14 protein-coding genes are annotated in these 22,985 nt (G+C 42.7%); 5 read left to right on the forward strand and 9 right to left on the reverse strand.

Translation table 11 applies throughout. The features are described 5' to 3' along the window. Positions 1 to 198 precede the first annotated feature (198 nt). Both ACFQ1M_RS15880 and ACFQ1M_RS15885 read right to left on the reverse strand, forming a co-directional pair. Positions 199 to 1,107 carry a GYDIA family GHMP kinase gene (locus ACFQ1M_RS15880; RefSeq protein WP_386409960.1) on the reverse strand — a complete coding sequence of 303 codons (909 nt, stop codon included), beginning with the start codon at positions 1,105 to 1,107 and terminating at the stop codon, positions 199 to 201. Between the two features lie 8 nt (positions 1,108 to 1,115). Beyond that, entirely contained in the window at positions 1,116 to 2,432 is a 1,317-nt protein-coding gene (locus tag ACFQ1M_RS15885) for a hydroxymethylglutaryl-CoA reductase, degradative (protein ID WP_386409962.1), read from the reverse strand. Between the two features lie 230 nt (positions 2,433 to 2,662). Here ACFQ1M_RS15885 and ACFQ1M_RS15890 point away from each other — a divergent pair, with 230 nt between their 5' ends. From ACFQ1M_RS15890 to ACFQ1M_RS15905, 4 genes are all read left to right on the forward strand, one after another. Continuing rightward, complete coding sequence (locus ACFQ1M_RS15890; protein ID WP_386409964.1) at positions 2,663 to 4,828, forward strand: S9 family peptidase; 2,166 nt, start codon at positions 2,663 to 2,665, stop codon at positions 4,826 to 4,828. A gap of 26 nt (positions 4,829 to 4,854) precedes the next feature. Next, the gene (locus ACFQ1M_RS15895) at positions 4,855 to 6,444 is read left to right on the forward strand and encodes a peptide MFS transporter (RefSeq protein ID WP_386409966.1); all 1,590 of its coding nucleotides are present in this window, start codon (positions 4,855 to 4,857) and stop codon (positions 6,442 to 6,444) included. 8 nt (positions 6,445 to 6,452) lie between these two features. Next, positions 6,453 to 8,237, forward strand: a complete 1,785-nt coding sequence (locus ACFQ1M_RS15900) for a peptide MFS transporter (protein WP_386409968.1) — start codon at positions 6,453 to 6,455, stop codon at positions 8,235 to 8,237. 101 nt (positions 8,238 to 8,338) lie between these two features. Further along, positions 8,339 to 8,884 carry a thioredoxin family protein gene (locus ACFQ1M_RS15905; RefSeq protein WP_386409970.1) on the forward strand — a complete coding sequence of 182 codons (546 nt, stop codon included), beginning with the start codon at positions 8,339 to 8,341 and terminating at the stop codon, positions 8,882 to 8,884. An 81-nt stretch (positions 8,885 to 8,965) separates the two neighbouring features. On the opposite strand, the gene ACFQ1M_RS15910 is transcribed toward ACFQ1M_RS15905, so the two are convergent. Continuing rightward, positions 8,966 to 10,453 carry a hypothetical protein gene (locus ACFQ1M_RS15910; RefSeq protein WP_386409972.1) on the reverse strand — a complete coding sequence of 496 codons (1,488 nt, stop codon included), beginning with the start codon at positions 10,451 to 10,453 and terminating at the stop codon, positions 8,966 to 8,968. Between the two features lie 210 nt (positions 10,454 to 10,663). Between ACFQ1M_RS15910 and ACFQ1M_RS15915 the strand changes: the two genes are divergently transcribed. After that, entirely contained in the window at positions 10,664 to 13,750 is a 3,087-nt protein-coding gene (locus ACFQ1M_RS15915) for a CRTAC1 family protein (RefSeq protein ID WP_386409974.1), read from the forward strand. A 68-nt stretch (positions 13,751 to 13,818) separates the two neighbouring features. Here the strand turns inward: ACFQ1M_RS15915 and ACFQ1M_RS15920 are convergent, their stop codons facing one another. The 6 genes from ACFQ1M_RS15920 to surE all read right to left on the reverse strand — a co-directional run bounded on the left by ACFQ1M_RS15920 (position 13,819) and on the right by surE (position 22,876). Continuing rightward, positions 13,819 to 17,724, reverse strand: a complete 3,906-nt coding sequence (locus ACFQ1M_RS15920; RefSeq protein ID WP_386409976.1) for a GEVED domain-containing protein — start codon at positions 17,722 to 17,724, stop codon at positions 13,819 to 13,821. A 184-nt stretch (positions 17,725 to 17,908) separates the two neighbouring features. After that, entirely contained in the window at positions 17,909 to 19,942 is a 2,034-nt protein-coding gene (locus tag ACFQ1M_RS15925) for a ComEC/Rec2 family competence protein (RefSeq protein ID WP_386409978.1), read from the reverse strand. A gap of 38 nt (positions 19,943 to 19,980) precedes the next feature. Next, positions 19,981 to 20,493, reverse strand: coding sequence for a C40 family peptidase (locus ACFQ1M_RS15930; protein ID WP_386409980.1), 513 nt, complete (start codon positions 20,491 to 20,493; stop codon positions 19,981 to 19,983). A 111-nt stretch (positions 20,494 to 20,604) separates the two neighbouring features. After that, a complete protein-coding gene (gene lpxB, locus ACFQ1M_RS15935) occupies positions 20,605 to 21,720 on the reverse strand; it encodes a lipid-A-disaccharide synthase (RefSeq protein ID WP_386409982.1) in 1,116 nt (371 codons plus the stop codon). Positions 21,721 to 21,807: 87 nt separating this feature from the next. After that, positions 21,808 to 22,107 carry a hypothetical protein gene (locus tag ACFQ1M_RS15940; RefSeq protein ID WP_386409984.1) on the reverse strand — a complete coding sequence of 100 codons (300 nt, stop codon included), beginning with the start codon at positions 22,105 to 22,107 and terminating at the stop codon, positions 21,808 to 21,810. Then, the gene (gene surE / locus ACFQ1M_RS15945; protein ID WP_386409986.1) at positions 22,100 to 22,876 is read right to left on the reverse strand and encodes a 5'/3'-nucleotidase SurE; all 777 of its coding nucleotides are present in this window, start codon (positions 22,874 to 22,876) and stop codon (positions 22,100 to 22,102) included. The genes ACFQ1M_RS15940 and surE overlap by 8 nt, the downstream gene beginning before the upstream one ends. Between the last annotated feature and the right edge of the window lie 109 nt (positions 22,877 to 22,985).

Consider the following 22,985-nt stretch of genomic DNA (forward strand, 5'->3'; position numbering starts at 1 on the left):
GAAGGCCTTTTTGCTTTATAAATAGTGCTTCCTTTAAAACGCCGATGTCGCTTCGAGCGAACTTTTGCAACTGCAAGAGTTTGTGTCAAGAGGAATTTCTTTCTATTGTTTCGATTACAAAAGAGCTCGATACCCGTCGGAAGGGTACGGATGGGCAATCCCAAAGTTAGAGGCCGATATAACCGATGGCAAATTCCGTCAAAGGACCATGTCCTTATAAGGGATCACCGTGTGAAAACCTTTTTCCTTAAAATAGTTAGTAGTGGTCTCATCACCAGTTGCCAAGACAAAATCGCCGCCCCATGCTCCCAAGCTCTTGATACTTCCAAAATAATCTGGAAACAGCCGCTCCTTTACCGTGGGAAGTTTCACGAGATCGGCGATAAGGCGCTCGTGAAGCTCGATCGCCATTTTCAAGTCATTTAATGAACGACTCTTGATGAACTGTTCCGTGACCTCGTCTATCTGTTGGATGAATGGTGCAAGAAGTGCTTTAGCTTTGCGATAATGGGCGATACCTTCTCTGCTGTTCTGCTTTTCATTAAGGTGTACAAAATAAAGGCGGTCTTTAAATGTAGGATCAAAAAGGGTCTTCTCCACGTGGGGCATTTTGTCTTTAAGCTGATAGATGATCGGGTGATCGTGCTGAGCGCAAGCAATGTCATAACCACTACCACTAAAGGCGTTCCACAACAATTGATATGCATCAACCCCTGCCCATTGTGCGATGTTATTGATAAGGGTCGACGAAGATCCCAGTCCCCAGTTCCTTGGAAAATCGAGTTTAGAGGTTACTTTTAAACCCTTTGTTCCAGCTAAGAAAGAAGGATTCAGTTTATTGGCCTCAGACAAAAGTTTGACCAAGGTCTGCGTCGTTTCGTCCTTTTGAGAGGTAGCGAGGAATCTGTCAGTATTAAGTAGAAGGTCACTTTTAAACCAGACGTTTCCTTTGTGATCCAAACTCTGCCATTTGATGTGGTTGGTATCGGTTTCGGCAATGCTTAGTGATTGCCCATATTTGGTGGGAATTGCCAAGGCCTTGGCGCCATCAAGGACCACATATTCTCCTGTGAGTAATAATTTTCCGTTGCTATAGAATTTCTTCAAGATGTGAATTAGCTTCTAAGTTCGTCAATCGCTTTGATCACCGCGCTATGAGTAACGGTCTCTTTTTCAAACTTTGCCCTGATGATGTTTCTTTCTTCATCGGTAGCATTTAGCTGATTGAGAATGTTCTTTAGATGCATTTTCATATGTCCTTGCTGAATTCCCGTGGTCGTCAAGGAACGTAACGCGGCGAAGTTCTGAGCCAATCCAGCAACCGCAACGATCTGCATCAATTCCTTTGCGCTGGGTTTGCCCAGCATTTCCAAGGCTAATTTTACCAATGGATGTAGCGAGGTGAGTCCGCCTACCGTGCCGAGCGCCAAAGGGATCTCTATCCAAAACCTAAAGATGCCATTTTCGATACTGGCGTGCGTTAAACTCTTATACTGCCCGCTTTTGGCCGCGAAGGCATGTGCTGCCGCCTCCACCGCTCTAAAGTCATTCCCTGTAGCGAGGATCACGGCGTCGATCCCATTCATAATGCCTTTGTTATGGGTAACTGCCCTAAAAGGTTCTATCTCTGCAATATTGACCGCTCTAACAAATTTTTCAGCAAAATCTTCACCTGAAATGCGGCTATCTTCGCTAAGTGCTGAGACTTCACAGCGTACCTCAGCTCTGACCAAACAATTAGGGACATAATTGCTAAGGATGCTCATTACGATCTGAAGCTCCTTTTCTTGTTCGGTGAAAGGGGCGTAGTACTGCGCTTCCTCTTCCAAGGTCTTTGCAAATTGCTCTAAGCAAGAATTGATAAAATTGGCGCCCATGGAATCCACCGTTTCAAAGGTTGCGTGCAATTGAAAGTATCCTTCGATCTCACCTGTCCTGTCTCTCAGTTCGATGTCTAAGATGCCACCACCACGCTTTTGCATGTTCTTGGTGATACTATTGGTCTCTTCGTATAATCTTGGTTTTACACTGCTGAAGAAATCGCTTAGTTTATCATGGTCACCGTTATAGATAAAATGTACTTGCCCAACTTTTTGAGTATCGATCACCTCCGCCTTAAAACCACCTCTATCCAACCAAAATTTCGCAGCTTTGCTGGCAGCGGCAACTACAGAGCTTTCCTCGATCGCCATGGGGATGGTGTACAAACGACCATTGATCTTAAAGTTGGGAGCCACACCCAATGGCAGATAATAGTTGGTGATGGTGTTCTCAATAAATTCATCATGAAGCTTCTGCAAGGCCTCATCCGAATTCCAATAGGTCTTTAGGATCTCAACGGCTGCCTGTTGCTCTTTGAAGTAGGCATCTGCGATCCACTGTATCTTTTCTTCCTTACTGAGTTTTGAAAACCCCTCTACAGGTTGGTGCATGCGGTAATTTTAGACAAAGATAGTTTTTTCGATGCTCAGTTGCCACTACTTATTTTTATCGTATGGTATTTTCACTGTAGACAAAGAAAAATGACAGCGATTCATGTTTAGGCCATGGGCAGAAGGAACTTCGCTAATTTTAGTATATTGCTAGCTTTAACAATAAATCTGTGTCTTTTTTGATAAAATATTAGTAAACTTGATGGATTTATTGAATTTTCACACATACTATGCAAAGCAAATACACGTTACTGCTATTTTTCGTAACTGCGATCTCAGCAGTTACTGCACAAAATCAACAAATTACGTTAGAAGAAATATGGGGAGGCGCTTTCAGGACAGAAGGGCTCCAAGATCTTCACTCAATGAACAACGGGAGACAATATTCCGTTCTGAATACCACAGGTGATTCAGTAAGTGTCGATATCTACAATTATGCTTCACAGCAGAAAGTACAAACGGTCGTTTCATCCAATGAGCTCGAAGATATCGATTCATTTTCCTCCTATACCTTTAGTGACGATGAAAGCAAATTGATCCTTGCAACAGATGTGGAACCCGTATATCGCCGATCAAGACTAGGAAAATACTACGTATATGACACCAAGACCAAGTCGTTGACGGCCATTCACCCAGAAAAGATACAAGAACCTACCTTTTCGCCCGATGGTACTAAGGTGGCGTTTGGTTATAGAAACGATTTATATGTAAAGGACCTGTTTACAGAGCTGACCATCCAAATAACCAGAGATGGTGCTAAAAATAAGATCATCAATGGTATCACCGATTGGGTCTATGAAGAAGAATTTGGTTTTGTTCGCGCTTTCGAATGGAACGCTTCTAGCGACAAGATCGCTTATTTACGTTTTGATGAGACAAATGTGCCAGAATTCTCCATGGATATCTACGGAAAGGCATTATATCCGACACAGCAGGTATTTAAATACCCGAAAGCCGGAGAGGCCAATGCGAAGGTCACAGTCTTTGTTTTCGATCTACCAAGCAAGAAAGGCAGCAGCGTATATTTGAGCAACAATAGCGATATTTATGTACCTCGTATCAAGTGGACAAATGACCCTAACATCCTAAGTGTTCAGGTGATGAATCGCCATCAGAACGATCTCAATCTGGTATTCTATAACGCCAAGACCAGCGAGCGTACCGTTGTGCTCAATGAAAAGAGCGATACCTATATAGATGTCACAGATAACCTCACTTTTTTGGCAGACAACAGTTTTATTTGGACCAGCGAGAAGGATGGCTACAACCATATTTATTGGTATAACAGCGATGGGAGCCTAAAAGACCAAGTGACACGTGGTCCTTGGGAGGTGACCAATTATTACGGCTATGATAAAACAACGAATCGTATATTTTATCAGTCTACCCAAGAAGGGTCTACGAATCGATCGGTCTACTCCATTGGATTGGATGTAAAGGATAGCAGAAAATTGACTCAAGAGGTGGGGACGAACAATGCGACATTCAGTTCCGATTACTCCTACTTTATCAATAACTTTTCGAACACTACGACACCGCCAAAATACACGCTTTACAATATAAAAGATGGTACTTATAAAGTGCTTAAAGATAATAAGGACTTGGCATCAAAACTTGAAGATTACAAACTTCCACAGAAGGAGTTCTTTGAGTTGACCACTGAGAAAGGCCATAAGCTGAACGCCTGGATGATAAAGCCTACCAACTTTGACGCTTCAAAGAAATATCCATTATTTATGTATCAGTACAGCGGCCCTGGATCGCAGCAAGTCTCCAATCGCTGGAATGGGGCCAATGATTATTGGTATTATATGCTAGCAGAACAAGGATATATCGTTGCTTGTGTAGATGGTCGAGGAACAGGATTTAAAGGAGCTGATTTTAAAAAGGTGACCTATAAGGAATTGGGCAAGTACGAAGTGGAGGACCAGATCGATGCGGCCAAGGAATTGGGTAAGCGCGATTATATCGATGCCGATCGTATTGGAATTTGGGGATGGAGTTATGGTGGTTTCATGTCTAGCAACTGTTTGCTGAAAGGAAATGACGTCTTTAAGATGGCCATCGCTGTGGCGCCTGTCACAAGCTGGAGATTCTACGATACCATCTATACCGAAAGATATATGCAAACTCCTCAAGAAAATCCAAGTGGTTATGACGAAAACTCACCCATTAACCACGTTGAAAAGTTAAAAGGAGCTTACCTATTAATCCATGGAACGGGAGACGACAACGTGCATGTGCAAAATACGATGCGTATGGTAGAGGCTTTGGTACAGGCAAACAAGCAATTTGATTGGGCGCTTTATCCAGATAAAAATCACGGTATCTATGGTGGAAACACCCGATTGCAACTGTACACCAAGATGACCAATTTCATCAAAGACAACCTATAGACTAACTAACATAAATACATAATTATATGGCAAATACTGTTGAGGTTTCAAAACAGAAAGAGCTTTTTGGACATCCCGTAGGATTGTACATTCTATTTCTTACAGAAATGTGGGAACGTTTCTCATTTTATGGGATGAAGGCCCTTTTGATCTTCTATTTGGTCAAGTATCATTTGTTTTCTGATACTTCAGGAAATTTGGTAGTTGGAAGCTATGCGGCTCTCGTTTATGCAATGCCCGTTCTGGGTGGATACCTAGCAGATAAATTTCTCGGATTTAGAAAGGCTGTCACTTTTGGTGGGATTCTTTTGGTTTTGGGTCATTTAGGAATGGCTTTTGAGGGTAATGCAGCTACACAAATGGCTAGTGGAGAAATAGTTCGTGATGAGAAAGCTCTTCAAGTTTTCTTTTATTCACTGTCTTTGATAATAATGGGTGTCGGATTTTTGAAAGCAAACATATCATCTATCGTTGGAGAACTTTACAGAAAAGGTGACGAGCGAAGGGATAGTGGATTTACTATTTTTTACATGGGTATTAACCTTGGTTCTGCAATGGCAACCATTATTTGCAGTTGGTTGGGAGAAACTTATGGATGGAGCTATGGTTTTGGAGCTGCAGGTATCGGTATGCTTCTTGGATTAGCAACATTTATCGGTGGTAAGAAATACTTTTATGGGCGAGGAGAATCAAAGAATCCTGAAGCTCTTTCAAAGAAATCTTTTATGGGTTTGTCAACAGAAAAAACTATTTATGTGTTGGCGGTTATAGGTACCCTGGTGGTTTGGCAAATGGTGCAGAGTCATACTGTGGTTGAGATCTTATTAATGGCCGCAGGCTTGATATCCTTGATTTACATCATTTGGTATGCAGCTACCAAGTGCTCTAAGAAAGAAAGAGATCGTTTGATAGCTTTAACAGTACTCATCTTGTTCTCAGTTATCTTTTGGTCCTTATTTGAACAGGCGTATACTTCGATGAATTTGTTTGCAGATAGAGCGATGGAACGAAATACGTCTAGTTTTGGTGAAATATCTGCAGGAGCTTTCCTATCTCTCAATGCAATCTTCATCATTCTTCTGGCTCCCGTTTTTGCATGGCTATGGATAAAACTCTCAAAGTATAACCTGAATCCTAATGCAGCGGTAAAGTTTGGACTGGGAATAGTTTTGGCAGGTTTTGGTTTTGGTGCTTTGGTGCTGGGCTTAGACGCATCGGGCTCGGCGAAAGTTGGAATGATGTGGTTAGTGCTTACTTATTTCCTTCACACTTGTGGAGAACTTTGCTTATCGCCCGTAGGATTGTCATATGTAACAAAGTTATCTCCTGCTAAAATTGTTGGATTCATGATGGGAGTTTGGTTCTTGGCAACGGCAGGGTCGGAGTACATAGCGGCGCTATTATCTAATATTGCCAGTATAGATACTTCAGCCGGAAAAGTTGAAGATCTTGAGCTCGCCAAAGCTAGTTATCGAAACCTTTTCAGTAAGATGTTCTATACAGGACTTATTTTCGGTGTGATCCTTTTGGCGTTGTCTCCAATATTAAAAAAGATGATGCATGGAGTTGATAGTGATACAGGTGAAGATGATATCGTAATGGAAGAAAAGCATTAGTAGAAACTATGAATACGGATATAGAAAATTTATTCAAAGATCGGGTATTGGGACACCCCGCTGGACTGTTCGTCCTATTCTTTACCGAAATGTGGGAACGTTTTTCATTTTATGGAATGCGCATCTTGCTGGTCCTTTTTTTAACAGCGCCCTTGGTAAGTGATAACCCGGGTTGGGATTGGCCAAGAGAGCATGCGCTTTCATTGATTGGAACATATGCATCACTTCTATATTTAACACCGATCATCGGAGGATATATCGCAGATAAATTCACGGGATATCGTTGGGCAGTCGTCATAGGATGTCTTATAATGACCCTAGGTCATGCATCGATGGCGCTAGAGACCACTGCTTCCTTTTACTTAGGTCTTGCACTTTTGATCATCGGTACGGGATTCTTTAAGCCCAACATTACTTCTATTATCTCTGAGATGTATAAAGGGAAGGAATCCAAGAAGGATGGTGCCTATACTATTTTTTATATGGGCGTAAATGCAGGGGCATTCTTTGGAATGATGCTTTGTGGTTATCTGGCAGAGAACTTTGGGTGGTCATGGGGATTTGGTCTCGCTGGAATCTTTATGATGTTTGGAATGCTTCAATTCTGGTTGGCCGGACCATTGTTTGGGTCGATTGGCGCAAAGCCTACAAAGACATATGAGGTAGAATTGCCGCAGAATATCAATGAGGAAAGTCCGTCATTGGTCGAAGAGAAAGAAGCTGCTGAAAAATTGAATCCTTTCACCATGTTCGATAAGATACTGATCGTCTTATCCTCGGTAGGGGGGCTATTGTACCTTTTCAATGATCCATTAGAAAAAATTGAGAATATCAATTTGCTTCCTTTTGAAGTTGGCAGTCTAAGTGGATCCAATATTGTTGTCCTAGGGGCTTTGGTTTTATTTTTGATCTTATTGATAACCAGAGTTTCGAGATACATTCCGGTGGTCAGAGATCGGATCATAGCAGTTGCCATCTTTGGTTTATTTACCGTATTTTTCTTTGCAGCCTTTGAACAATCACTAGGGTCAATGACTCTTTTTGCTAGAGATTATACCAACAGAGAGTTGCTAGGGAATTCTGCTGTGATCTTTAAAATTGTCGATGCGCTACTCACAACAGTTCCATTGATTATCATTACTTGGGTCTTATATCTGTTATTCAAAAAGACATATTCAAGAATTGGGATTTCCAACATTGTTCTGGCCATTGCGTTCATCGGTGTTTGGGGACTGGTCATGTATAGATTGTACGACAAACTTTCCGGAGACGCCGCACAGATCGATGCATCCTGGTTCGGTATCCTTAATTCGTTTTTCATTATAACCCTAGCTCCCTTATTTTCAAAATGGTGGGAAAGTAAATACAATCCAAGTGCGGCCATGAAGTATGGTCTAGGCCTCATTTTGTTAGGTCTAGGATTTGCAGTATTGGCCTTTGGAACTGCTGATATCCCTCAAGGAGCAAAAACAGCCTCGGTAAGCATGATCTTTCTGATCCTCGCTTACTTGCTACATACCATGGGAGAACTATGTCTGTCACCTGTAGGATTATCTTATTTGAGTAAGTTAGTACCCGCCCGAATGATTGGCTTTATGTTTGGTATTTGGTATCTGGCCATTGCTATTGGTCAAAAGGCTGCTGGAACTACAGGAGGGATGATCGACAAAATATCAGAACAGTATTCATTGAGTACCTTCTTTCTCATCTTTACGCTGGTGCCCATAGCTGTTGGAACCATCTCGATCTTATTGAATCCCGTCCTTAAAAAGCTAATGCACGGCGTGCGCTAAAATAGTTGAACACATCAAAGAACACTCCTTGTCGCTGGCAATTGGAGCGTTTTTTGTAACTTGAAACACTTTGGTACGACTATTGGTCTAAAATTGATATGATGAAGAAAATACTATTTATAGTTGCATTGTTCTCAGGGATTGCGATGCAAGCACAGAAAGTGCAGTGGATGAGCTTCGAGGAGGCAGTTGCCGCGCAGGAAAAAGAACCCAAAAAGATCATCATGGATGTCTACACCAATTGGTGCGGGCCTTGTAAGATGCTCGATAAGAAAACACTTCAGAACAAAGATGTTGCCGCCTATATCAGCGAGCATTATTATGCCGTAAAATTCAATGGTGAAGGAAAGGATGCCGTTACATACAAAGGGAATGAGTTTACCAATCCAGATTATGATCCCGAAAGAAGCAATAGACGCAATTCTGCACATCAATTTACTAGCTATTTGCAGGTGAGAGGATATCCTACTTTAGTGTTCTTTGACGAGAATGCCGATTTGATAGCGCCGCTCACGGGCTATTTGCAGCCGAATCAATTGGAATTATACTTGAAACTATTTAAGGACGATAAACATAAGGAACTCAAGACAAGAGAGGCTTTCGAAGAATATCAGAAAAGCTTTGTGTCAGAGTTTAAGAGCGAATAAGCTATTGTTGAAACACCTTAAAAGAAATAAAAAAAGACCGCAACTATCTTGCGGTCTTTTTTATAATATGTGTCTTATTTTTTAGTTTCCTTGCTTTAGGATAGCATCCACTTTTTGTGATAACAACTTAAGCTGATCTCTAAGGGATATGTTTTCGGCTTCCAACGACCTGATTTTGTTTAGGGCTTCGCCCAATTGACTTTCCCTGTCTATCAATCGTTGTACAGCCTCTCTTGTCACCCCACTTACAGACTCAGCAGATTTTGCATGTAGCGCATAGGGTACACTTACCAATTGAGTGCTACCAACGTTCACATAGTTAGATCCTCCAGAGGCATCTACTTCGACGATAAGATAGTGGGCACTCGCCGCCCAATCTATATCTGCAAAGACCCCTGCCAATACGACGCCATCTCCAACCATCATCGTTGCAACACCTTGGGTGTTTGTGGTTACCGCATGCGTTTCTACGTAGGCAAAGGTTGGAAAGTCAGGATCATCTAGAATGCTTATTCTGAAACTTACATTTTGGCCGGCGAGTACTGCACCGCTGTTGTCTCGTACTGCGAGTTGATAATTGAATTTTTCGGGAGTGAGATCGGTCCCTGGGCTGGTAGCTGTTTCCAAGGCCGTGACCCGTGACTCGAGATCGGCGAGCAATGGGGTTAGATCTACAGAATTGCCTTCTGAAATACTCAAAAAAGGACTCGCAAAAGTCAATTGCTGATCGTCCGAATCTGAAACTACCCATTGGGTACCATCCCAAATATAAAGTTGGGTTTCCTCAAGATCATACACGATCATTCCGCTTTGATTGGCGCCCAGATTTCCTCCCAGTGTTGTGCGCTGCGCCGTGGTGAGTCTATTCAACAATAATCCTTTGCTATTGGAGCCCAAATGCAGAGAGGCGTTGGCATTGATCGCGTTAAAGTTACCACCCGCTTGTATTCCTACCGACCCATTGTTCTTTATCATCAAGGCATCATCGGTAGCGTTTCCAGGCTGTATCCTAAATGGTAAGGCGCTGCCATTGGTGACATCTCTAACAAAGAAGTTGGTCTCGTTCCCAGCAAGGTCCCATATCTGTGGTGTAAAACCGCTAGTATTATTTTGCTCTAGTCTTAATGCAGGAGAATCGCCATCGGCTACGTGTAATTCTACTACGGGACTCGCAGTACCAATACCCACATTTCCGGCATTGTTAATTCTAAATGCATTGTTGCCTGCTCCTGCATCTATTCTGAAGGGAACCGCGTTGGCAGTAGCGTCGTCGATGGAGAAGTAGTTATCACCACCATTGTCTGAACTGTTGAAGGTGAAACGCCAATCGTTTGATGGAAAGCTTCCACTCGCCGAGGTGTCATCAAATAACATTCGAAGATTGTTTTCGCGCAAAATGACAGTGTCAAAACCAAATGCTGCATTGTTCTGCGTGTCGCTTCCGACCATCAAAGATCCTTGTACAAATACGTCTTCACCAAAGAATTGACGAGAAGGAACATCTGCATCTTCTTGTGCCATTACAAATGACGAAAAGCCTACTAGAAGGGGTAGGATTGTATTTTTCATTGAAGGGGTTAGGTTGTTTAGTCACTGTAAAAGTAACCATAAAATCTCCTGAAGGAGTACTTTTTTCCAGTTTTCGTTCAAAGCCGCAATAATTCTATGAACCGCCGTACTTCGCGATGGTATTCTACAGTATCTTTGTAAATCAAAGGATTTACTCGTACAACGACCATGAAGCTTCAGCATTGCTATATCATTTTTATCACCTTTTTTTTGTCATCTGTAATCGCTAGATCCCAAAAAGAATCTAACATAACCGGCATCATCAATAGGATACACCAGCTAGAAAATAAGAAAGACCCTAAATGCTATGCTACGGCAAATAGATTAGAGGATTTTATGTACGGAACACCCTTGAATGAGGAAGCCAGAAATTTAAAGTTAGAGATTCAGAAGGCCTTGATATCCTATCTTAAAGAAAGAGGTTCTCAACTTGCTAATAAACGTGGCGAAACAAATATAACACTCAGTAGCCTCGCACCTGTAATCGACGAAATTTCGACCTTTGCGAAAGACAAGAATGGCGATTTTCTGTATCGATTCGGTGATGACCTCATCCGTATACGCAAATTGGATTTCGATCAGTATTCTTCCGTATCCTATGCCTATCGTTCCCTATTGTCTGTAGAGCAAGAGCTATTGCTTTTCTCTGACCCGAATCTCTTACCATTCGATTCAGAAACCCTTGAGATCGTAAACGATTATGTAAACCTTGTTACGCTCGTTACCTTGAAATTAGCGGACGGCGCGGCTAGAAAAAACAATCATCCATCCATCACCAAACCACTGATCTCCAAGAGTTGGGTCGCGTTGCTTTCGTCCACGCCGAAGAAAGATTCAGGGCTGGTTTTAAAGACGCCTAAGAAGAAAGATCGCGATGCTCCAATAAAAACCGATCATACGGTTATCAAACAAGTGATCAAACAAAAGCTCGCGTCTTATGAGGCATACAATCAGGTAGCATCGAGCGTCTTTTTGAGAAACGTTCAGGTCTATTTGGCACGTCAAAAGTGGCCGACAGCTGCCGAGGCTTCCAAAGACTTAAAAAATTATTATCTTGAATCTTTGATACGATTCTCCAATGAGTTGATATACGTATCAGATAAAAAGGCCCGAGCTAATAAAGAGGTATTGATTCGGGTGGAGCATGTGCAGCAAGCACTTCCATTGTTTTTGCCCGAGGAAACAAATCAGTTCGAGGACGTCACCTTCTTTCCAAAGAACAAAGCAGAGAAGATGACCGTAGAGTCGTATGATCTTGATGCTTTTAGGGATAGTGGCATTCATTGGCAAATACTCGACTATTCCATCGATGATATGCAAAATGAGGGTCTGCTAAGTTTAGACCCGAATGCCGCCGAATTGGTCGTCGAGGGCATTGCGCAAATGGGCGTGTTGGTCCTTCGCTATGCAGGAGTGTTTTCTCACGAGAAAGACAAAGCGACTTTAGATATTGAAGATGTCAATATGGCCTTTGCGAAAATTCAAAAGTTGATCGACGGTTACCATCAACTCAAATCTGAGAATGATACCGCCAAAATAAGCTCTTCGACTTCCAAGGAAGAGGCTAAAGGAGGTTTTGAGGAAGTTGGCGAAACGCTAGGAATCGACTTTGAACATCGGTCGTCCGACTGGCTCAGTCGCCATATTCGAAGCTATACGACCTCCTATAGTGAAAAGAAGATAAAACTCGCTATTCCCCCCGCTTTTGGTGGGTCTGGTGTGGCGTGTGAAGATCTAAATGGCGATGGATTCGTCGATCTGTTGTTATTGGGAGGCTTTGGCAATAAGTTATACCTAAATTCTAAAGAAGGCACATTCACCGACATTACTGAACAAGCCGGAATCAATCATTGGGACGATCAACGTAAGTCGTTTGGTGAAGTACGTCAACCGATTATCGTGGATTTCAATAATGATGGTCTTCAAGACATCTTCATTTCCTATGTGAATGATCAACATAGATTGTATAAGAATTTAGGTGATATGAAGTTTCAGGATGTTAGTGACCAAGCCAATTTGGGTGGGGAAAATATGGTAGCGGGTCCTGCGACCGCCTTCGATCATGATAATGATGGCTTGCTGGATATCTTTATCGGTTACTTCGGAAACTATATCGACGGCACCCTGCCAACCATCAGAAGAGACAATCAAAATGGTATGCCCAATAAGCTTTTTAAGAACAAGGGAAACTTCGTATTTGAGGAGGTCTTCTTTACCGATGATGAAGGTTCCAATACTGGATGGACACAAGCTGTTGGACATGCCGATATCGATCAAGACGGGTTGCAAGATATCATTGTTGGCAATGACTTCGGGGTGAATAAATATTATCTGAACTCAAAGGAGGGTATTTTCAGAGAGGTCAGCAAGGAGCTGGGAGCAGATAAGCCATCTTATACCATGAATGTGGGCATTACGGATTTAAATCGCGACCTATTTCCAGATTTTTATATCTCCAACATCGTCGTGATGCAAAAGGACGAGAAGTATGTGAACCCGAATGCCGACACCAAGATGAAATTCGATCCGGAAAAAATGGCGACTATCCGAACCGTGGAGGCCAATGATCTCTTCCTGTCGAAAGTGGATGGCAAGTCATTAAAAGGATATTCCTTGTCTACCGATGTCGGAAGAGGCTACTCGGCCACAGGATGGTCATGGGACGCCGACTTTTTTGACTATGACAACGATGGCGACGAGGATCTCTATGTGCTCAATGGAATGAACGACTTTAGTGTGTATTCTTCCGAAAATCCATTCTATTTTGAGCGTGAAGAACAATCAAGGTCGATAAGCTATGCAGAGAGCAACCGAGAGAAAAATGTCTTTTTCGTGAATGACGGTGGCCAACTTATTAACAAGGCATCAGCCTTAGGTGTGGATATTCATAGCAATGCTCGAAGCGCGAGTTATTTTGATTATGACAACGATGGTGATCTGGATATCGTGATCAACAACTATCATGACCGTGCTAACTTATTGGAGAATAAAAGTGAAGCAGGGAACAATTGGATCAAAATAAAGTTGATCGGAGATCCAGAAGTTAGGATAAACAAAGATGCTATCGGATCCTCTTTAGTGCTTCAAAGCAAACACCATAAGAATATTTGGCGAGAGATTCACAGTACCACTGGATATCTTTCGGTACATCCGAAGGAGCAGCATTTTGGATTGGGCAAAGACACCAAAGCAAATGTAGAGATTCGATGGAGCAACGGCGAAGTCCACAAGCTAAAAGGGTTAAAGGCGAATACCGCCTATATAGTTGAATACCCCAATTTCCTGATAAAAAAGTAAAACTCCCAAGCATTCGCTTGGGAGTTAATAAATGTCATGCCTTTATTTAATAAAGCAAGATTTCCTTACTAGTTCTGCTCACCTTTCCCAAGATTAGGTCTTAAACCGTTATTGATGTCAGAAAGTTGTGTTTGACCATTCATATCGAGGTCAGAGCTATTATAACCAGCCGTTCCCAGTAAGGGTCTTAGTGCAGCAATATCGGTGTTCTGTATTTGCCCATTATCGTCCGAATCTCCGACAATCATGCCATAGGCTCCATTATCAAGCAGTTGTACTGCATTGGATCCGCCCAAAATATCATTGGTTGACGAGGACAGATCCGTTATAGCTGCAATGTCAGAAAGCTCATAGCTGTTAACTGAGGTCACAGAAAGGTGTAGGCGATGCGCCAGCATGATCTTGTAATAACCGTCAGCAACATTGAATTGGACTGGCGAAACACCATCTTCGGCGACAACATCGCCATCGCGTTGTAAAAGGGCCGATTTTCCATCGATTAAAATGCTGTGGTCTGCGCCATCCCTAAGTTCTATCCACACCCAATCAACAATGGCATCATCGCCATTCATGGTAAACACGGAGGCGTTGCAGCTCAGGGCATCTGAATAGGGACTCAATGTGGGAATGATTCCTGCTGTTCTAAGATCATCTCTCATCAGGTGCTCTTCTCCCGTATTTGGAGTGAACATCGCCCCTTGGAGAAATATCTTGGGGGCTATTGACACGGTATTGATTTCGAAACTATACTGACCAGTGATCCTGTTGAAAAAGATGTCATACGTATCGGCAACGACCGGAATATCCATTCCATTTTGGACTCCCGTTCCAGTTGGAAAATCTGCACTTCCCCAGTTTACAAGCCAATCATAATTTTCACGGAACTTTACCAAGCCATTGGTGAGTGTTTGATTACGTAATTCATAGTGAACTCCATCATTCGTATTCATGATGATGTCTGTAGGAATATTGGGGTCTACCGGATGTACCCAACCGTTAGCTGCGGATCCGATAAGTCCAATCGTAGGGGTCTCGGAAGCTGGTGTGAAACTATAGGTGTTATTATAAAGGTCAATGATCACATCATAGAAACCTTCAGATACTGGGATGTTCTCATTGGAGAAGGTTCCTGATGGAAAGGTAGTTCCTCCCCAGTTGGGCTGTGACCAATCATAATTGGTCCTAAATTTTACTTCTCCATCAGAGAAATACTGTCCAAACAATCCAAATTGGCCTTCGCCGATCAAAGACATTTCAATGTCAGGGCGTTCATTTGAGGGAGAGGGCCAACCGTTTAGTGCGGTTCCAACCACACTGATTATGGAGTCTCCAGTATCGAATACCGAGATTCCAAAGGTGCCTTCGGGAGTATCCAACCATTTACTTACCTGGATGTAATAGGTGGCATCTGGAGTCACGGCAACATTTTGTAATACAGCCATTCTTTCATTTGTGATTCCCCCATCCTGATTACATGCTACAGCAGGCAAAAGGGTGCTCAGTTCTATACAATTGCTGGGGGCCTCATAAATAGCAATTTCAGAGTCAGTTAGCGTACCTCCTACGTCTGTAGAGATGGACACTTGCCCACTAACAGGCGCCACAAAGGAAAACCAGACCGTTGAGCTAGGGCCACCTTCAAAACAGAGGGTGTCGGGTTCATCATTCTGTACGCTATATCCTACATTGGAATATTCCCCGGGAATGGGAGAAGAAGAAACTCCTGGAGGCGATACATCAAGAGGGATTGCGTTGCAAAGAAAGTCTCCAGGGAGTAAAGCAATGGTCGTAAAGGACACCGGACCAATCCAATTGCTTTCCAAACTTGCTTCACAATTTGTTTGAACATATACATCGTAACTGGTGGATGCTAAAAGATTGGATGCGTAAAGGATATTGTCAGGATGATCTGATACAAGCGTACCAGTTCCTTGGATAAAACCACTCACGCCATATTCGATATTGTAAGACTCAGCCAGGTCTGGTGCCAACCAGCTGAACTTGGCAGCATCTGAGGAGATATTGCTTATTTCTAAACGTCCCGGATCGTAGCAATTATCAAAAGAGGAATGATATCTTTCCAAGCAAAAGTGTGCATCTTGGTTTTGCCCTTCATCAATATAGATCTGAAAAATAAGCTCATCGCCGACGTTCCAACCGTTCAAGATGGAGTCGGTGCTTGTTGTATCTGAACAGGCGATCTCAGTTCCCTGCCAATCACGAATCACTATATTAGAATCTGTACTTACCCAGAGCAACTCTGGTGAAGTGGCAAACCATTTATAGTAAACATCTCTTCCAATAGTGCTATTACAACTACTATTAAGCCCACTATCTGTAGCCCCATTGGTCGTAAAGCTGACCGACTGTTCTTGGCAAAGCTGATCTCCAGTAGGAGTTAAATTGATGGCGCCCGCCAACTCATCGTTTTCAGGAGGACATATAAAACCAATTGTACCCAAATCAATGGCACAGGACACGCTAATGCCATGATTCACTATAACTGAGTGTGATGAACCATTTACGTAAGGCCCAATAAGATTGCTTCCTAATGATAGCGGATAGGAATTGATTCCGTCAAAGGCCGTTGGCGTCCCATTTCCGAGATCACTTAGATTTAAATCGATATAGTATGCATTGTTATTGCAATCTGGTTGAATGGATTGCGTTAGCACTGGTGGGTCACAGGCTCCTGAAAGTACATTCAAGTCAAAATCAAAGCTAACTCCGTAATCACCACTAAAGCAAGAATCGAAGCCTACATTTTCCGGAGAGGTCACAATACGCATCCTGTAGAGCCCAGCGGGAGTATTTGCGGGAAGAGAAAAAACGGCGTCATATATTTCTTGGGAACTTGCGACACTTCCAGAGGTTGACCCGAAGAATAACTTCTCGTCGTTCTCGAATTGAAAATTATGGTTCAGGTCCACCCAAATATGATTCTCAATGACCCATCCCGGACCTGCTTCATGAGTAATACTTACGGTAGTTTGGCCATCTGCATAGATGGATGCTTGATTTCCCGTATAGTCTCCGTAGGTGGAAGCGGAATGAGGATAACTAGCTTCTCCAATCGTCACATTTGATACGCCATTACCAATTATTTCGGTGGCTCCAGTGGCACAATATTCTAAATCATAGGAGCCATTATAGCTCCAGATTCCTTTACCGCCATTGTCACATACAGAACGAACATAGAAATCATAGCTAATGCCAGGAATAAGATTGTCGGCGACATAGGGAAAACTGGTGACGATGGTTCCTGAAGTCGGGGTTGGGCCACCACTTTCCTGAACGACGACTTCCCAAGAGCTGGCCGTTGATGTATCCAATGATAGCTCTGCGGCATAAGGAGAGATGAAGTCGACCTCAAAATTAGGAGTTGTGCAAGGCGAGATTCCATCAAAAACAATATTGGGAGTATATACTGTTACATTACCTCCTGCGGTCAAATTAGGGACATCGATTGGAGAGGAAGCATCAGAAATACTCCTGCTTCTATATCGATAGTCATCGAATGTAAAAAAAGTATCAAACACATCACCATTTCCAAACGATGTTTCTTCTACTGCCACAACCAAATTACCACCACCATTATAGTAGAAAGGGGTGTCTAATTGAACTGTGATCAAACCGCCATTAATAACGAGCGTTCCCGATGTGAGTACTTTGGTAAGTTCGGATTGTGGGATCCATGCGCCAAATTCCTCAACCTCGGTCTCTCCGAGATAGATGTCAACAACGTTACTGTTGTATAGCTGACTACTACCGCTATAAAACCAAGTTAATCCAGTGATCATGCCAGAGCTGCCAACCTCAGAGGCATAATAGATGCTCTGCCCATATGAATACTGCTCTTTAGGAACAAAAGGGATATCGTCTCGACTTATCAGGCCATTCCCAACTCCGACTTGGGCAATGGACACAGAATTTAAGATCAGACAAAAAATCGCTAACGTAATTTTTTTCATCATTTCGCTTTAAAAGGTTTTTAAAAAAATATGGGAATTGGCTAAGTCGGGCAAAGCTAGCGAATGAGCTCATATAATCCTATTGGTTTTTTGTGAGCGTAACGAATTCTTTACGAACGTCTTTAAGTGTAAGTTTTATCTTGTTAAAAGAATCGTTTTAGAATTATAACCAATAGAATAAAAAGGCTTAAGGTGCTATTATAAAACCTCCATTTTCTGCTGTATAGTGAAACGGAACTTTGTGGAGTCGGCATGTGTTTTTCCAACGAGCAGCAAAACTTCGATAGTTACTTCCATCAGCGATGATCACTTTTGGCTGAAGTATCTTTATCAAACGCTCTAAGTTGATCTTTGGCGATTCTATAAGGAGTACCATGTCGGGATGGAGGCCTTCTATCTCATAGACACCCGCTCTATCAACAATGAGAAGGGTCTTGTTTTTATGAACGTACACATTTTTAAGGGTGTCGGTTTGAATCATACTTGCGGTGCTGGCAACTGCATGCTCGATGATAGTTTTGTCCGTCGCCTGTTGCAAACTGTCCAAGGTACTCCACGCCACGAGCCTTTGGGCTTTTTGCCCAATGATAATGGTTCCGCGACTCTTATGAAGAATCATCAATTCATGCTTACCATGTACTTCAAACTTTTCATAGATGATCACCCCTTGAAACAATAAGATACTAATCAGAACAAAAGCGAACCTTTTTACATGATATCTCTTGAGCAATGCGAGAAAAGAAAAGATGAGCAAATAGCTTATGATCAGCTTTGGCAGCGAAAATGAAATATCCTTGAACACAAAGGCCTCCTGCTGCGCAACCCATGCGATGAATTGATTCATCGAACCGATGATCAGTCCGTAGATATTCGCCACAAATAGTGGTAACACATTAAGGAGTGCTAGCAGAATCACTAGAATTCCCAATCCTATGATCATTCCCAACAGTGGAATGATCACAAGGTTGGTGATGAAAAATAAACCTGGAAACTGATGAAAATAGAAAAGGCCGATCGGTAATACGCCGAGTTGTGCTGCGCAGCTAATGGTAAAGGTGTTCCATACCCATCTCAAACCCTTTGGAAAGACCAACAATTTGTTAAAGACGGGATTGAACCAGACGATCGCGAGCACGGCCGCATAACTCATTTGAAAACCAACTTCGAACAGGTAGTTAGGATTGGTCAACAATAGTACAAACATAGAAGCGGCTACGACATTGGTCGTATTGGTAAGTCGGTTAGAGTTCAATGCTACGGTGAGCAAGGAAAACATCGTGGCCGCTCTAACAACCGAGGGAGAAAGGCCAGCGATAACGGCAAAGGACCATACCGCAAGGACAATGAATAAGGTCTGAATTTTGCGACCATTCTTAAAATAGGTCAAGGGCGTCAAAAGCAAATAGAGAATGCCTATGACGATGGCCACATGAAGCCCAGAAACAGCCAAAATATGAATAGCGCCTGCATCCACATAGTTGCCATAGGTCTCTTTGGAGATATCTTGACGTTGTCCTAGCAGTAATGCATTGATGATACTCAAGGCATCAGGGTCGACGTCGTGGGCATTCAAGGAATTCATAATACGATTCCTCAATCTGAATGATAGGCCAAAAATTGTTGAAGGCTTTTTTTGAACCGATGCGATTTGATTTGGCGCTAAGGTCACCTGATGGTAGATATACCTTCGTTTTAAATATGTTCTATAATCAAACTGATGTGGATTCAAGGGACCGCCAATGGGGACCAATGTTGCCTTGGTCGTAATTACCTCGTCAACAAGAAGGGGTTTGTAGGTGCTATCCCTGCTCACATTCAAGATGACCTTACCATGGACCTTATGATCGTTTAACTTTTGTAGTTTCAGAACATATCGCTGCTGAAAGGCATTTGGCTTCAACACTTCTCGGACCTTTGCGGTGAATACGACTTCATTGCTTTCATCGATCAAATGCGAATAATGATGCTGATCGTTCTTTGCCTCGTGTACATATACTGTGAGCGAACCGATGATGATGGTGATACCGATCACTACCATGTCGAAGAGCCAGAATGGCCGATACGAATTTCGTGAGCGAATAAATAGAAATAACAATGCTGCAAAGAGTATTGAAAGGCCTAGAAGGAGACGGCCAAATGGAATACTAAAGTGGCTGCCCAAAAGGATACCAACAATTAGAGAAAGGGTTAGTTTGATGATGGTGAAATTCAATAATTTCATACTGTAAATTACTGAATTTCATCGAAATAAGTAAGCGATTATAGCACTCTTCTCGCTTCGGCAAAGGCATTTTTCCAATAGCGTTCTTCCAGAGAGGAAACGATCACTCCTCTAGAGCTGGAAGAATGGATAAATTTTATCCCTTTTCGAGTTTCTACGACCAGCCCAACATGATTGATACGCTTATGATTTTTATTGGTCTTAAAGAAAAGAAGGTCTCCTTTTTGCACTGTACCCAAGGTAATTTTCTTTCCTTGCTTGGCTTGCTCTCTAGACACTCTTGGAAGCAAAATATTATGTTTTCTGAAAGAAGTATACATCAATCCAGAACAATCCATGCCACTATGGCTGATGCCTGCATATTTGTAAGGAGTACCTTCATAGCTCAAGGCCGTGATCACGATACTTTCGATCGTTTTCCCAGTGCTTTTTACGGTGGAAGTCCTTACGGTCTTTTTATTGCTTGTTTTGGAAGAAGTAGCAACGCTCTTGCTAGAGCTGCACGAGGCCAAGGCAGCAATCGAAAAAAGTAGGATAAAAGATTGTCTCATGAGGCATTATTTTCAGGCAATTTAAAGATTTTTTTGAAATTGCTACTTCAAGGAACATCTTTCACCAGTAAAATACGATGTTCCGCATCCTTATTTTTGAATTAAAAAGAATCAGGTCAAAGATTCAAAAATGAGCCTTGCGGTCTTTTCGCTGGCACCTTTTCCACCTAATTTCTTCTCAAGGTCATAGTATTCGAAGAACAATCTTCTGCGTTGGTCCTCGTCCAAGATGCGATGTAATTCCGCTTTCAGGTTTTTGGTGTTCATTTCATGTTGAATGAGTTCCTTCACCACCTCCTTGTCCATGATCAAATTCACCAAAGAGATATACTTTAGGTTGATGATCCGCTTAGCGATCTGATAGCTGATATTGCTTCCTTTGTAGCAAACCACCTGAGGCACTTTGAAGAGTGCCGTTTCTAAGGTTGCCGTTCCGCTGGTGACCAATGCCGCCGTGGAGACACTGAGCAGGTCGTAGGTCTTATTGCTGATAAAATGTACGGCCGCATCTTTGATGAACTGTTGGTAAAAGCTATACTCTTGACTCGGCGCACCGGCGATCACAAATTGATATCCTTTAAAATCACCTACAACGCTGAGCATCACCTTCAACATCTTTTTGATCTCTTGTTTTCTACTTCCAGGAAGCAGTGCAATGATCGGTAGTTTTTCGTTCAAGCCATAGATGCTCCTAAATTCGAACTCATCCACTTGGGTTCTTCCAGCGATAGCATCGATCAACGGATGTCCTACGAAATGTACAGGATAATCATGCTCTTTTTCATAAAACTTCTTTACGAATGGAAGGATCACATACATATGATCTATGGTCGCTTTGATGGTCTTTACCCGGCCGGCACGTGAAGCCCAGACTTGTGGACTTATGTAATAATGGGTCTTGTAGCCTTTTGGTTTTGCCCATTTGGCGATACGAAGGTTAAAACCAGAGTAATCGATAAAGATCAGCGCATCGGGAGCATAGGCCTCAATATCCTTTTTGCAGAATTTGATATTCTTCAGGGCCGTTCCGAGATTGGTGACCACCTCCAAAAAGCCCATGAACGATCGATCTTTGTAATGGATCACTTGTTCTCCACCTTCGGCTTCCATCAGATCACCACCCCAAAATCGAAACTCGGCATTGACATCGATCTTTTTCAAGGCCTTCATCAGGTTAGAGGCGTGTAGGTCGCCCGAAGCTTCTCCTGCAATGATATAATACTTCATTCGGCGATAATTTGTGACATACGATTACAAGACAAAATTACTGAAACGATTGAAACAACGGTCTTTTCGTTTATGCTCAGGATCGTTCTACAATAGTTTATAGACAAGCATCAATATCGCCAAAACGATGGTGATGATCAAGACACCTTTCGCTCTCATATCTCTTTTGATCTTCAGAAAACCGAAAAAGGCCAAAAGATTGGGAATGGCGCCAAGCGTAAAAAGACTCCCTACCCTTTCTTGAGCTACGATCGTATCAAAGCTGGTGGCGATCGAAAGGTCTTGGTCGATCGAAACATAGGTGAGATACAGCAATACACCAACGCCTGTGGCGATGATGCCTGTGATGATGCCGATGGCGATCTCTTTGTTTTTATTCTTATTCATTCAGTTTCCAGGTGTTTAATTTTTGAATGGCATGGTGCGCGGTCAGGTCAAATTGTACTGGAACCACCGATACGTATCCATTGGCGAGCGCCCATTCGTCGGTATCCTCTCCATGATCCTCATTGATGAAGTTTCCGGTCAACCAGTAATAATGCCGCCCTTGCGGATTGGTGCGTTTATCAAATTCCTCTACCCAATAGGCCTTTGCTTGCCTGCAAACACGCACCCCTTTGATCTCTTCTCGCTTCAATCGCGGAAAGTTCACATTCAGTACGACACCGTCGGGGAGTCCATTCTCAAGGACGTTAAGGGTGATGGTCTTCACAAAATCCTTTACCGCCTCAAAATTCGCCTCCCAATTGTAGTCGAGCAATGAGAACCCGATAGCCGGGATCCCTTCGATGCCTGCTTCAACAGCGGCACTCATGGTGCCAGAATAGATCACATTGATCGAGGAATTCGATCCATGGTTGATGCCAGAAACACAGATGGCAGGACGTGTGTTCAATATTTCATTCACCCCCAGCTTTACACAATCTGCTGGGGTACCCGAACAGGAATACTCTATTTGGGGGCCATCATCGATGGTAATGGGGCTGCAATACAGCGTGGAATTAATGGTGATGGCATGTCCCATCGCAGATTGGGGGCTATCTGGTGCTACCACGATCACATCTCCGATCTCATTCATCACAGCGATCAACGCTCGTAACCCAGGCGCGGTGATTCCGTCGTCATTGGTGACTAATATTAAAGGTTTTTCGCTCATTTCTTGCCAAAATTAATTTTAAGCTAAAATACGTATTTTGCATATTAATTGAAGTTGAAGCTATGTTTAACAAAAAATTAGGCGGCGAGGGCAACTCTGGCATGGTTTT

Origin of the sequence: Sungkyunkwania multivorans (assembly GCF_042675645.1) — a bacterium.
Classification (GTDB): Bacteria; Bacteroidota; Bacteroidia; order Flavobacteriales; family Flavobacteriaceae; genus Sungkyunkwania; species Sungkyunkwania multivorans.